The organism is Vibrio sp. R10-SG-ISO4 (assembly GCF_059834135.1).
On the sequence record NZ_JCBDHJ010000018.1, the window covers coordinates 360669 to 373919 of the forward strand.

Below are 13251 nucleotides of genomic sequence, written 5' to 3' on the forward strand. Positions count from 1 at the left end.
TTGAACAATCCTCATCTCTAAGCGAGGATCAGATACTCTGAAATGAAGACGCCAGAAATGAAAAAGACTTTGCCGAGGCAAAGTCTTTTGATTGTTGCTGCGAGAACGCTCGCTTACAGCTTGTCAGTCAGCTCGATGGCTTGACCAATGTAGTTCGCAGGTGTCATCTCTTTCAGGCGCGCTTTTTCGTGCTCTGGAAGGTCTAGAGCGTCGATGAAATGACGCATTGCTTCACCATCTACGCGCTTACCACGAGTGAGCTCTTTTAGCTTCTCGTATGGCTTCTCAATACCGTAACGACGCATAACGGTTTGCACAGGCTCCGCAAGCACTTCCCAGTTTGTGTCTAGCTCAGCAAGCAGGGCTTCACGGTTCACTTCCAGTTTGCTGATGCCTTTTAGGGTCGACGTGTACGCAATGATTGCGTAACCCACACCCACACCAAGGTTACGTAGCACGGTAGAATCCGTTAGGTCACGTTGCCAACGAGAGATAGGCAGTTTTTGTGCTAGGTGGCCAAATACCGCGTTTGCTAAACCTAGGTTGCCTTCTGAGTTTTCAAAGTCGATTGGGTTGACTTTGTGCGGCATGGTTGAAGAACCAATTTCACCAGCAATGGTTTTTTGCTTGAAGTGACCCAGTGCGATGTAACCCCAAACGTCACGATCGAAATCGATAAGGATGGTGTTGAAACGTGCGATGGCATCAAACAGTTCTGCGATGTAATCGTGCGGTTCGATCTGCGTCGTGTATGGGTTCCACGTTACGCCAAGAGATTGCGTAATGAACTCTTCAGAGAACTGGTGCCAATCAAGCTCAGGGTAGGCGGAAAGATGCGCGTTGTAGTTACCCACTGCGCCGTTGATTTTCGCGAGAATCTCAACATTTTCGATCTGCTTGTATTGACGTTCCATACGGTACGCCACGTTCGCCATCTCTTTACCCATAGTGGTCGGTGATGCTGGTTGACCGTGAGTACGAGAGAGTAGCGGGATGTCGCGGTACTCGACAGCCAGTGCTTTGATCGCATCAATGATATTTTTGATTTCAGGAAGAATCACGCTGTCACGCGCTTCTTTAAGCATAAGAGCGTGAGAAGTGTTGTTGATGTCTTCTGATGTACATGCAAAGTGAATGAATTCGTTCACGGCATGCAGTTCAGGAACGCCAGCGACTTTCTCTTTAAGGAAATACTCAACGGCTTTGACGTCGTGGTTGGTGGTGCGCTCGATCTCTTTGATGCGAGCTGCGTCCTCTTCTGAGAAGTTAGCCGCTAGGTCATCAAGGAACTGGTTCGCTTCTGCACTGAAGGCAGGAACTTCTGCGATGGCATCGGTCGCTGCGAGCTTTTGTAACCAACGAATTTCAACGATAGAGCGGTACTTTAGTAGACCAAACTCACTAAAGATGCTGCGAAGTGCAATTGTCTTGCTACCGTAACGGCCGTCTACGGGTGAAACAGCAGTCAGTGCTGACAGTTCCATGATGTTCTCCTGAATTGGGTTTTAAATCTGGTGAGCTTTATACCAATAACTGTGGCAATTGTCACGAATATTGCGCAAACGTTTGCGCGATTCTTATCCGACAAAGAAAAAATAAGCTCGCCGAGTGGCGAGCCAAGATTCTCTATGACGTATCTTACATTCTGGCGAGCAAAATTTGTGCTTGCTCCACCATCTTCTTGCGTCCAAAAATAAGGTGGCGACGTTTGCCGCCCACTTGACGCCATAACACGGCACTACGAATGCCAGACAGCAATAAAGCACGCACTTTGTACTGGTTGCTAGTCTGCTGTAATACGGACGGTGTGCCAGTGACCTGAATGCGAGGACCCACCGGACTGATGACATCCAGGTAGACGCTGGCAAGGTTGCTGATCATCTGCTCGCTGTGTAGGTCAAAGTGCTCAAGTTGGCGCTCCAACATCTGGATGCGATCGCCAAGCTGAGACATAGAGTCGCGGCGGGCGCTGAGTTTACGTTCAAGCGCCATGAGACTAATGATGTAGCGTGTGATTTCGCTGCCTGCTGGCGTGCTATCGATCCCTTTGACTAAACACTCAAGCCCCAGTTTAAGATCGGATTCACGACCATACACCGCCACTGTGTTGCTTGGATTGGTGTTTAAGACCGCTTTTAACGAGGTTTCGAACGCGTCATTGTCACAGTAACCGTTCTTCGCCACTTGTTGAACCAAAGCGACGGCTTGGCAAATACCGGCAAAGGCGATGGTGCGGTCATAGAGTGCATTAGCCACCGAATCGTACTCCTATCAATAAACTGTTGATTACAGACACACTGTCCATTACAGACGCTGCTCGATGATGCCGCCACCTAAGCACACATCACCATCATAAAATACCGCAGATTGCCCTGGGGTCACCGCCACCTGAGGCTCATCAAAGGTAACATTGATGTTCTCATCATCGATAGGTGTGATGGTACAAGGGATGTCGGTTTGGCGATAGCGGGTTTTTACCGTGCATTTGATTGGCTCGCGAATCGGTGTGCGATCGACCCAATGTAACTGTGAAGCCACCAAACCCTCAGACTTGAGCAGAGGGTGATCTGCACCTTGCACAGCAATTAACACATTGCGTTTCAGATCTTTGTCTGCCACGTACCAAGGGTCTTCATTACCGCCGCCGCCTTTTTGACCACCAATGTGTAGTCCTTTGCGCTGGCCTAGCGTGTGGTACATCAAACCTTGGTGCTCGCCAATCACTTTGCCTTCCGGTGTTTCGATTTTACCGGGTTGCGCAGGTAGATAGCGAGATAAGAAATCGGTAAATTTGCGCTCACCAATAAAACAGATCCCGGTGGAATCTTTTTTCTTGGCGGTGATCAAATCTTGCTCTTCGGCGATGCGTCGCACTTCCGGCTTTTCAAGCTCGCCAACAGGGAATAGGCTACGCGCTACTTGGTCACTGCTTAGTGTATAGAGGAAGTAGCTTTGATCTTTGTTGCCATCTAATCCACGCAGCATCTTAGGTGCTTCGCCATTGTCAGGGAAGGTGCGGCGCACGTAATGACCCATCGCAATGTAGTCGGCGTCGAGGACTTCGTCGGCGAATTCCAAGAATGCTTTAAATTTGATCTCTTTGTTGCAGAGAATATCCGGGTTCGGCGTGCGGCCCGCTTTGTATTCCGCCAAAAAGTATTCGAATACGTTATCCCAGTACTCGGCAGCAAAGTTAATGGTGTGTAGGTGGATGCCCAACTTGTTACACACCGCTTGCGCGTCGGCGAGATCTTCTGCTGCTGTACAGTATTCTTCGTTGTCGTCTTCTTCCCAGTTCTTCATGAACAAGCCTTCAACCTGATAGCCTTGTTGCTTTAACAGGTAGGCAGAAACGGACGAATCTACACCGCCAGACATACCGACGATGACTTTCTTTTTACTGTTGTCAGTACAGTTTTCAGACATTAGGTCACACCACTCAATTTAACTGGATGCAAATTCTAGCAGAAAGCCGGTAGCGGTGACAGATCCGAGATCGAAATCACACCCATGCTTTTCAGCTTGTTCTCGCTAGGTTGTTATGCAGCCCATAGTTCGACAAATAGAGCCCAAGTTATCTGCTAAACACGGCAATGTACCTCGCGTAAATATCACAACATATCGGTTGATTGCGTTGATGGTCATTACGTCGACAGTTAGCACGGATATCATTGGGTAATGCAGGGTTAGTTGTGGCATAGTGGGCGAAATTCAAGAGTCCTAGGCTCATCTATCTCATTATTAAGTGAACCCCTCATGACTGAACACCAAGACGAACTGCTGCAAGAAACGCAACTTATTGAAGTGATTGAAAACCAACTCCAAGATGGCAACCCCATCAAAGTGAAAGAAACGTTAATGCGTTTGATGATGACGGGCACAGCAAGAGACGAAGCAATTGCCATGATGGCTTGCGCAGTCTCAATCGAAATTTTTGATGTGATGAAAAACGATGGTGAGTTTAATCTTAAACGCTATTCCGAGCACTTGGATTTATTGCCAGATTTGAGTTTTATGGAAGGCGAATAAGCCGCCGCTAATCGTTATCGACGTTGTGTCAGGTTAAATGTGCGAGCAAACGTTTGCTATGCTAGCGGGAGTTGCCGCGCCAATAAGGGCGCGGTAGAATCGCGCCACTTTTTATCCCTTACTTTACTCTGATTATGAAATTTCCCGGCCAACGCAAATCCAAACATTACTTCCCGGTTCATGCTCGCGATCCTTTAGTGACTCAAGCGCAGGACAGCAAGAAAATGTCCCGCACCCACATTATTGGTATCGACCAAACCTTAGTGGATATTGAAGCCAAAGTGTGTAGCACGCTCATCGAAAAATACCAGTTAAGTAAGGGACACTCACTGGTGATTGATGATGCGACGGCCGAAGCGTTATACGACGAACTAAAGCGCGATGATTTGATCACCAATGAATACGCGGGTGGTACGATTGGCAATACCTTGCACAACTATTCTGTGTTGGCGGATGACCGTTCGACGCTACTGGGTGTCATGAGTCAGGACATCAAGATCGGCAGTTACGGCTATCGTTATTTGTGCAATACCTCCAGTCGAATGGATTTGAATTATCTGCAAGGTGTCGACGGCGCGATTGGACGCTGCTTCGCGCTGATCACCGAAGACGGGGAGCGCACTTTTGCCATTAGTGAAGGGCAGATGAACCAGCTTAAACCAGAGAGCATTCCAGAAAAAATCTTTAAAAATGCCTCTGCACTGGTGCTGACTGCGTATTTGGTGCGCTGCAAAGCGGGCGATCCGATGCCAGAAGCGACCATGCGCGCTATTGAGTACGCGAAAAAGCACGATGTACCGGTCGTTCTCACGTTAGGGACTAAGTTTGTCATCCAAGATGACCCGCAGTTTTGGCAGCAATTTTTGCGCGATCATGTCACCGTTGTAGCGATGAATGAAGATGAGGCGCATGCGCTCACTGGGGAGAGCGACCCGCTTGCGGCATCAGACAAAGCCTTGGAGTGGGTCGATTTGGTGCTGTGTACTGCTGGGCCACTTGGCTTGTTTATGGCCGGTTATACCGAAGACGCGGCCAAACGTGAAACGTCATTGCCTTTGTTGCCAGGTAGTATTGCGGAATTCAATCGTTATGAATTTAGCCGCCCTGCATTAAAAGATAATTGCGATCAAGCGATCAAAGTATATTCCCATATTTCACCATACATGGGTGGTCCGGAGAAAATTAAAAACACCAATGGCGCCGGTGATGCGGCATTGTCTGCGTTATTGCACGATATGGCCGCGAATAAATACCACAAAGAAAATGTGCCCAACTCGAGTAAACACGCGCATGCGTTTTTAACTTACTCTTCCTTTTCACAAGTATGTAAGTATTCCAACCGTGCCAGTTATGAGGTATTGGTTCAGCACTCTCCACGTCTTTCGAAAGGTTTACCAGAGCGAGAAGATAGCTTGGAAGAAGCCTACTGGGAACGATAAACGAAAAAAGCGCCGAAAGGCGCTTTTTTTTGAACTAACTTACATCGAAAGTTAGATCAGGAACTCTTCTAGGCTCTTGCCTGCATCCAATTGCTGTTGAATAGCAGATGGGGTGCGACCTTGACCGGTCCAAGTTTTAGTTTCACCGCTTGCATCCACATATTTATATTTTGGTGGACGAGGTGCACGTTTCGATTTGGTTTTGGTTTTTGTTTCACCAGCAAGCGCAGAGTACAGGGCATCAATATCGATACCTTCTTTAGAAATTTGCTCAGCGATAGCAGCCAGTTTGGCTTCTTGCTCTGCCGCTGCTGCACGCTGCGCTTCTTCCTCTTCTTTACGCTCAGTAAAGACTGTCGTTAATTTGCTTAGGGCGTCTTCCAGTTGCTCAAGAGTCAGTTCACGTGCTGCGGCACGAAGACTACGAATATTTAATAGTGTTTTTGTTAGTTCAGACATAACATCTCTCATTGTTATCTTATTTAAGAGTATTTCTTAAATACTAATCTTGATATTTAAACATTACAATCCATTCTTTGCAGAATGCGATAAATTTATTGTTAATGTCAGCCAAATTTACCTTTCTTTACTTTATTGGAGCGATCATTCGGCTAAGTCCTGTTTTGACGCTCAGATTTAATAATAGAGTTTCATATCTATTATTAAACGTTTCTTATCCTGATGGTACTGTTTAGATAAAAGTCGCCGAAATCAGCATGAGAACGAATTTGCCTAATAGTTGGCATTATAATGTCGATATAGTTCAAATGAACCACCTCAATACGTTTTCTTTTACGATTTCGATCACAGCACATATTTCGACTTGGAGAAAGTGCTATCTATTTGGCATTGCAGTCAACACCGAGTTTTTAATGTCCCGGGCGTTGAACGTCAGCACAGTGTGAATTGTCATCAAATTGAGAGTTGGCTTCCTGTTTGTACCATCGCTAAGCAATAAAAGTGACAACAAAACGAGCCAAATTGTTGAAATGCAGTTTTAGATGGGTACAATGGCGCCACCTAATGCATGACTACAGTAAAACCTTTGTTAATTTGATGTTTCATTGGTTGATTATTTTGGTTGTGCGGTAGAGGAGCGGAATAAAATAGTAGCGTTTGTTGGGGTGATGCCAATGAGCATGCGTGAAAGGTTATCTCGCCGAAGTGGGCTTCCATATCAAAGGAGTTCGCTGGGGTTAGTCTCGAAAGGGCTAACACTGCCATAGTCTATAATGTGTAAAACTATGGAGCGCTACTGTAGGGTTGGGTGAAGTGTCTACTTCCCTGTCGCTAAGTTCAACATTATCAACGGCCTCGTGCGGTTGACTAATCTGCAGTAGATCTCTAACCATTTATTACTGGTTTTTGAAGATCATGAATTTAATTGATTTTGCCTCATCTCCTTTATCTCTTTTGCCACCACTCGTGGCGTTGAGTCTTGCGATCATTACGCGTCGCGTTCTTGTGTCTCTCGGTGTGGGTATCGTTTTAGGTGCCGTATTGCTTAACGACTATTCGTTTTCGAGTGCGTCGGGTTATCTTGCGTCAACCGTATCGGGCGTTTTCGTAGAAGACGGTGGCCTCAATACTTGGAACATGAGTATTGTCGGCTTCTTGCTTTTACTCGGTATGATGACAGCACTGCTGACGCTCTCAGGTGGCACTCGCGCGTTTGCTGAATGGGCGCAGTCTCGTGTGAAAAGTAAGCGCGGTTCAAAACTGCTTGCTGCGTTTTTGGGCGTGTTCATTTTTGTCGATGATTACTTTAACAGTTTGGCGGTGGGCGCGATTTCTCGCCCTGTCACGGACCGTTTTTACGTCTCTCGCTCTAAGCTGGCTTACATTCTCGATTCGACCGCTGCCCCTATGTGTGTCTTGATGCCTGCATCAAGCTGGGGTGCCTACATTATGACCATTATTGGTGGCATCTTAGTCTCTCATGGCATCACAGAGTATTCCGCGTTGGGCGCTTACGTGCGTTTGATTCCGATGAACTTCTATGCGGTATTTGCGCTGTTGATGGTGTTTGCTGTGGCTTGGTTTGGTCTCGACATCGGTAAGATGCGCAGCCATGAAATTGCGGCGTCTCAAGGCCGTGGCTTTGACAAAGATGCAGAGAACGATACCAAAGAAGCGCATGAGCTCAATGAAGAGCTGGATATTCCTGAAAGCGAAGGCGGACGCGTTCTTGATTTGGTTTTGCCTATCGTGCTGTTAATCATTGCAACGGTAGCGGCCATGCTTTACACCGGTGGTCAGGCGCTTAAAGCGGATGGTGAAGCGTTTAATCTGCTGGGCGCTTTTGAAAACACCGATGTGGGTTTGTCTTTGATCTACGGTGGTATTGTGGGTTTGGCAACCGCGCTGTTTACGGTGGTTAAGCAACGCATTGCGACCATCGAAATTGCTCGTACACTGTGGATTGGTGCGCGCTCAATGTTTGGTGCGATCCTCATTCTAGTCTTCGCGTGGACCATTGGTAGCGTGATTGGTGACATGAACACGGGTAAATACCTGTCAACGCTGGCGCAAGGTAGCATCAACCCACATTGGTTGCCGGTTATCCTGTTCTTGCTCTCGGGCTTGATGGCGTTCTCGACCGGTACCTCTTGGGGTACATTCGGTATCATGTTGCCGATTGCGGGTGATATGGCTGGAGCGACAGATATTGCCTTGATGTTGCCAATGCTGAGTGCGGTGCTCGCCGGTTCGGTCTTTGGTGATCACTGCTCACCGATTTCGGATACCACGATCTTGTCTTCGACGGGTGCTCGTTGTAATCATATTGATCACGTCTCGACTCAGTTACCTTATGCGTTATCTGTAGCAGCGATCTCTTGTGTCGGCTTTATCACTCTCGGTATGACAGCGTCGGTCGGTCTCTCATTTGCGGTCGCCAGCGTGGCGTTTGTGGCCGTGTGCGCGGTGCTTTCAATGATGTCTAAGTCGAAGCTAGCGAGCTGTGCGACGTCATAAAACGATAGACAGTTCGTATCTAACTGACAGATTCTATTGATTATTTTAAGGAGGCTTTGGTCTCCTTTCTTATTTGTATTAGACAAATAAGAAAAAGTTGAAATTAAAGGTTGAAAAGATCCCTGAGCTTGGTTAGTGTGGGTGTCAACCAAGCGAGCTAAGAGAGCTTTATCAGTATGCGCAATTTTGTAATGAACATTCATCATCACCATCACCCAATCTAGTCTTTCGGGAGATGTGCGCATACCCGGGAGATAGGAAACTCCCGGAGGCAGAAAATCGCAAATATAAAGATTTATGACCCTCGGGAGACAAACCTTCCGAGGGTTTTTTAGTTTTTAAGTCTAACGTTTTGAACGATTTCGAACACAGGGATACAAGAGTCATGCAAACACAACGCCTAAGAATCGCCATTCAGAAAAAAGGTCGTCTAAGTAAAGAGAGCCAAGCACTGCTGAAAAAGTGTGGTGTGAAATTTAACGTCATGGGTGAAAAGCTGGTGGTTCACTCAGAGAACATGCCAATCGATTTGCTGCTTGTGCGTGACGACGATATCCCAGGTTTGATCATGGACGGTGTGGTTGATCTTGGTTTCATTGGCGAAAACGAATTGGAAGAAGTCCGCCTAGACCGCAAAGCATTGGGTGAGCCTAGTGAGTTTGTGACATTGCGCCGTCTCGATTTTGGTGGCTGCCGCCTCTCTATTGCGATCGATAAGGATGAAGAGTACAACGGCCCGCAAGATTTGGCCGGTAAGCGTATCGCTACCACCTATCCACAATTGTTAAAAGCCTACATGGATGAGCAAGGCGTACCGTTCTCAACCTGTATGCTGACCGGTTCTGTTGAAGTCGCGCCACGTGCTGGCCTTGCTGATGCCATCGCCGACCTAGTGTCTACCGGCGCTACTTTAGAAGCGAACGGCTTAAAAGAAGCGGAAGTCATCTTCCAATCAAAAGCGACCCTTATTCAGCGCAAAGGTGAGTTCGCACAAGATAAAACCAAACTGATTGATAAGCTATTGACTCGTATGCAAGGCGTTCAGCAAGCGAAAGAGTCGAAATACATCATGCTGCACGCCCCAGCAGACAAACTTGAGCAGATCAAATCGCTCCTTCCTGGCGCAGAAGATCCAACCGTTTTGCCGCTCTCTGCTGATAAACAAAAAGTGGCCGTTCACCTTGTGAGTACCGAAAACTTGTTCTGGGAAACCATGGAACAACTCAAAGAGCTTGGTGCTAGCTCAATCCTAGTACTGCCAATTGAGAAAATGATGGAGTAAGGGCGATGAGAACAGTTGTTTGGCAATCATTGAGTGAATCTCAGCAAGACTCCATTTTAGAGCGCCCTGCCATTACCGAAGGGGCGAATATTACCGCTGCGGTGTCTGAGGTTATCGCACAAGTAAAAACGCAAGGCGATGCTGCTCTATTGGCGTTGACGGAAAAGTATGATCGCGTCAAACCAGAGTCGATTCGAGTCTCAACTCAAGAGATTGAGGCGGCGTCAGAGCGCTTAAGCGAAACCATGAAGCAAGCGCTTGAGCAAGCGTACGCCAATATCGCTAAGTTTCACAAAGCCCAAAAGCCACAGCCTATTAAAGTTGAAACGCAACCTGGTGTTGTGTGTGAACAAGTGACTCGAGCGATTCAGAAAGTCGGTCTTTACATTCCAGGTGGCAGTGCGCCACTGCCATCGACCGTATTAATGCTCGGCGTACCGGCTAAGATTGCGGGTTGTCGTAAAGTGGTACTCTGCTCACCACCACCGATCGCAGATGAAATCCTCTACGTGGCGAAGCTGTGTGGTATCGATGAAGTTTACAATGTTGGTGGTGGTCAAGCGATTGCTGCGATGGCTTACGGAACAGAAACCGTGGCGAAAGTGGACAAGATTTTCGGCCCTGGTAATGCGTACGTCACAGAAGCTAAGCGCCAAGTGAGCAACGATTTTCGCGGTGCCGCGATCGACATGCCAGCGGGCCCTTCTGAGGTGTTAGTGATCGCTGATGAGACCGCCGACCCAGATTTCATTGCTGCGGATCTCTTGAGCCAAGCTGAGCACGGCCCAGACTCACAAGTGGTGCTGGTCACGCCATCGCCAGTGATTGCCGATCAAGTGACGGATGCCGTTCAGCGTCAGCTCAAAGTACTGTCTCGCGCTTCTATTGCAGAAAAAGCACTGGCGTCGAGTTTGATCATCATTTCTGATTCCATCACTCAGGCGGTTTCTATTTCGAACTACTATGGCCCAGAGCACTTGATCGTACAGACCAAGAACCCACGTGAACTGCTTCCTCTTCTTGATAACGCTGGATCGATTTTCCTTGGTGATTGGTCTCCTGAGTCAGCGGGCGACTATGCGTCGGGCACCAACCACGTTCTGCCTACCTATGGTTACACTCGCACCTATTCAAGTCTAGGATTGGCGGATTTCTCCAAGCGTATGACGGTGCAAGAGCTCTCAGAGGAAGGGATTAAAAATCTTGCGCCGACCGTCGTGACCATGGCGGAAGCAGAAGGACTGGATGCGCACAAACGCGCCGTTACCATTCGTGTAGAAAAATTGGCTCAGAAGCAAGGGTAAGAGATGGAAAAGCTAGCACGCAAACAAGTTCAGCAATTGACCCCTTACCTGTCAGCACGTCGTATTGGCGGCAGTGGCGATGTGTGGCTCAATGCCAACGAGTCGCCGTTCAACAATGAGTATAAGATGGATTTCGCCCGCCTGAATCGCTACAGTGAGTGCCAACCTACTGAGTTGATTAACGCTTACGCCGCTTACGCGGGGGTGAAACCTGAACAAACGCTGACCTCGCGCGGTGCGGATGAGGGTATTGAGCTTCTGATTCGCGCATTTTGTGAGCCGGGCGAAGACGCCATTTTATATTGTCCACCTACCTACGGAATGTACGCTATTTCAGCGGAAACCATTGGTGTGGAGAAAAAAGTGGTGCCGTTGACTCAAGATTGGCAACTGGATCTCAGCGCCATTGAAGCCAACTTAGACAAGGTAAAACTGGTCTTTGTTTGCAGCCCTAACAATCCAACCGGTAATTTGGTTAAGCGTGAAGACATCGTCCGACTGCTTGAGATGACCCAAGACCGCGCTATTGTTGTGATGGATGAAGCTTACATCGATTTTTGTCCAGAAGCATCGACGGTCGATTTACTGGCTCAGTACCCCAATTTGGCTATTTTGCGCACTTTGTCCAAAGCGTTTGCCCTTGCCGGTCTGCGCTGCGGCTTTACCTTGGCGAATGAGGCGTTGATCAACGTCTTGCTGAAAGTGATCGCGCCATACCCAGTGCCTGTGCCAGTGGCGGAAATTGCCACCCAAGCTCTCTCAGAGGCAGGGCTTGCTAGAGCCAAGTTCCAAGTTCTGGACCTCAATGCCAATCGCGCGTATTTGCAAGCGGGCCTGTCGACCATTGCTGGTTTAACGGTGTTCGAGGGGTGGGGCAACTATCTGTTGGTGAAATTCCCCGATGGTGATGCACTGTTTAAAGCGGCGTGGGACACTGGCATTATTTTGCGCAATTCGCCGATTGAGGATTGCGTTCGCATCAGTATTGGTAGTCGAGATGAGTGCGAGAAGACACTCGGTTTTATCCGTAACTACTATTTATCCGCAACTACTACAGCGCGTGATGACACGCAGTAAAGAAACAAATGGGCGCTGGCTGTGGCGGGCGCCTTTAAGATTGAGATAAGGAAGTTCGAGTGAGCACACAACAAAAAATTCTTTTCATTGACCGAGACGGCACCTTAATCGTCGAGCCGCCGGTTGATTTTCAAGTCGATCGTTTAGACAAACTCAAGCTAGAGCCGTATGTGATCCCAAGTTTGCTTGCGCTGCAAGACGCAGGGTATCGCTTGGTGATGGTCACAAACCAAGATGGCCTAGGCACAGACAGCTACCCGCAAGCGGACTTCGATGCGCCGCACGACATGATGATGGAGATCTTCTCCTCTCAGGGTGTGAAGTTTGATGATGTATTGATTTGTCCTCACTTTGAAGAGGACAACTGTTCGTGCCGTAAACCGAAATTGGGTATGGTCAAAGAGTACCTTCAAGGCGGCAAAGTGGATTTCAAGCACTCTGTGGTCATTGGCGATCGCGCGACCGACCTTCAACTGGCGGAAAACATGGCGATTCGCGGCATCCAATACCACCCAGAAACCATGGGGTGGCCGAAAATCTTAAAAGAGCTCACCGTGAATGCTCGCGTTGCTGAAGTGGTGAGAACCACCAAAGAAACCGACATCAAAGTGAAGGTTAATCTCGATGAGCAAGGTGGCAACGCCATCAGCACTGGTCTTGGCTTTTTTGACCACATGCTAGACCAAATTGCGACGCACGGCGGCTTCCAAATGGTATGTCAGGTGGAAGGCGATCTGCACATCGACGATCACCACACCATTGAGGACACTGCACTGGCGTTAGGCCAAGCACTAAAAGAAGCGTTGGGCGATAAACGTGGGATTGGCCGCTTTGGTTTCAGCTTGCCGATGGATGAGTGTCTTGCTCAGTGCGCGTTGGATCTCTCTGGCCGACCTTACTTGAAGTTTGATGCCAAGTTTAGCCGCGATCAGGTCGGCGATTTATCCACTGAAATGGTGGTGCACTTCTTCCGCTCATTGACCGATACATTGGCGTGTACCTTGCACCTCTCTTCAGCAGGCGATAATGATCACCATATCATCGAAAGCTTGTTTAAGTCGTTTGGTCGCACTCTGCGTCAAGCTATTAAAGTGGAAGGCAATGAACTGCCGAGCAGTAAAGGCGTGTTGTAAGGAGAGAGACT

Annotated in this window: 11 protein-coding genes, 1 riboswitch and 1 other annotated feature; of the genes, 7 read left to right on the forward strand and 4 right to left on the reverse strand. The window is 48.2% G+C overall.

Annotated features, from left to right (window positions below; all coding sequences use genetic code 11):
* Positions 1-113: 113 nt before the first annotated feature.
* From purB to mnmA, 3 genes are all read right to left on the reverse strand, one after another.
* On the reverse strand, positions 114-1484 hold the full coding sequence (purB, locus tag AC6R03_RS14585) for an adenylosuccinate lyase (RefSeq protein WP_500631628.1): 1371 nt from the start codon (positions 1482-1484) through the stop codon (positions 114-116).
* Between the two features lie 154 nt (positions 1485-1638).
* A complete protein-coding gene (hflD, locus tag AC6R03_RS14590) occupies positions 1639-2256 on the reverse strand; it encodes a high frequency lysogenization protein HflD (RefSeq protein WP_500631627.1) in 618 nt (205 codons plus the stop codon).
* Between the two features lie 48 nt (positions 2257-2304).
* The gene (gene mnmA, locus AC6R03_RS14595; RefSeq protein ID WP_500631626.1) at positions 2305-3426 is read right to left on the reverse strand and encodes a tRNA 2-thiouridine(34) synthase MnmA; all 1122 of its coding nucleotides are present in this window, start codon (positions 3424-3426) and stop codon (positions 2305-2307) included.
* Positions 3427-3756: 330 nt separating this feature from the next.
* Here mnmA and AC6R03_RS14600 point away from each other — a divergent pair, with 330 nt between their 5' ends.
* Together AC6R03_RS14600 and AC6R03_RS14605 are read left to right on the forward strand one after the other, a co-directional pair.
* Complete coding sequence (locus AC6R03_RS14600; protein WP_487902049.1) at positions 3757-4029, forward strand: hypothetical protein; 273 nt, start codon at positions 3757-3759, stop codon at positions 4027-4029.
* 134 nt (positions 4030-4163) lie between these two features.
* Positions 4164-5468 carry an inosine/guanosine kinase gene (locus tag AC6R03_RS14605; RefSeq protein ID WP_500631625.1) on the forward strand — a complete coding sequence of 435 codons (1305 nt, stop codon included), beginning with the start codon at positions 4164-4166 and terminating at the stop codon, positions 5466-5468.
* A 51-nt stretch (positions 5469-5519) separates the two neighbouring features.
* On the opposite strand, the gene AC6R03_RS14610 is transcribed toward AC6R03_RS14605, so the two are convergent.
* Positions 5520-5927, reverse strand: coding sequence for an H-NS family histone-like protein (locus AC6R03_RS14610; RefSeq protein WP_334550775.1), 408 nt, complete (start codon positions 5925-5927; stop codon positions 5520-5522).
* A gap of 622 nt (positions 5928-6549) precedes the next feature.
* Positions 6550-6731, forward strand: a riboswitch (Lysine riboswitch).
* A 111-nt stretch (positions 6732-6842) separates the two neighbouring features.
* On the opposite strand from AC6R03_RS14610, the gene AC6R03_RS14615 reads away from it, so the two are divergent.
* The 5 genes from AC6R03_RS14615 (at position 6843) to hisB (ending at position 13240) form a co-directional block, all read left to right on the forward strand.
* Positions 6843-8444: a Na+/H+ antiporter NhaC family protein gene (locus tag AC6R03_RS14615; RefSeq protein ID WP_500631624.1), complete on the forward strand. Its 1602-nt coding sequence runs from the start codon at positions 6843-6845 to the stop codon at positions 8442-8444.
* Between the two features lie 199 nt (positions 8445-8643).
* Positions 8644-8780: a sequence feature (His leader region), on the forward strand.
* Between the two features lie 49 nt (positions 8781-8829).
* Positions 8830-9726 carry an ATP phosphoribosyltransferase gene (hisG, locus tag AC6R03_RS14620; RefSeq protein ID WP_500631623.1) on the forward strand — a complete coding sequence of 299 codons (897 nt, stop codon included), beginning with the start codon at positions 8830-8832 and terminating at the stop codon, positions 9724-9726.
* Between the two features lie 5 nt (positions 9727-9731).
* Positions 9732-11030 (forward strand): histidinol dehydrogenase, encoded by a 1299-nt coding sequence (hisD, locus tag AC6R03_RS14625; protein WP_500626909.1) that lies wholly within the window; start codon positions 9732-9734, stop codon positions 11028-11030.
* Between the two features lie 3 nt (positions 11031-11033).
* Positions 11034-12107: a histidinol-phosphate transaminase gene (hisC, locus tag AC6R03_RS14630; RefSeq protein ID WP_500631622.1), complete on the forward strand. Its 1074-nt coding sequence runs from the start codon at positions 11034-11036 to the stop codon at positions 12105-12107.
* A 59-nt stretch (positions 12108-12166) separates the two neighbouring features.
* Positions 12167-13240: a bifunctional histidinol-phosphatase/imidazoleglycerol-phosphate dehydratase HisB gene (gene hisB, locus AC6R03_RS14635; protein WP_500631621.1), complete on the forward strand. Its 1074-nt coding sequence runs from the start codon at positions 12167-12169 to the stop codon at positions 13238-13240.
* Positions 13241-13251 lie beyond the last annotated feature (11 nt).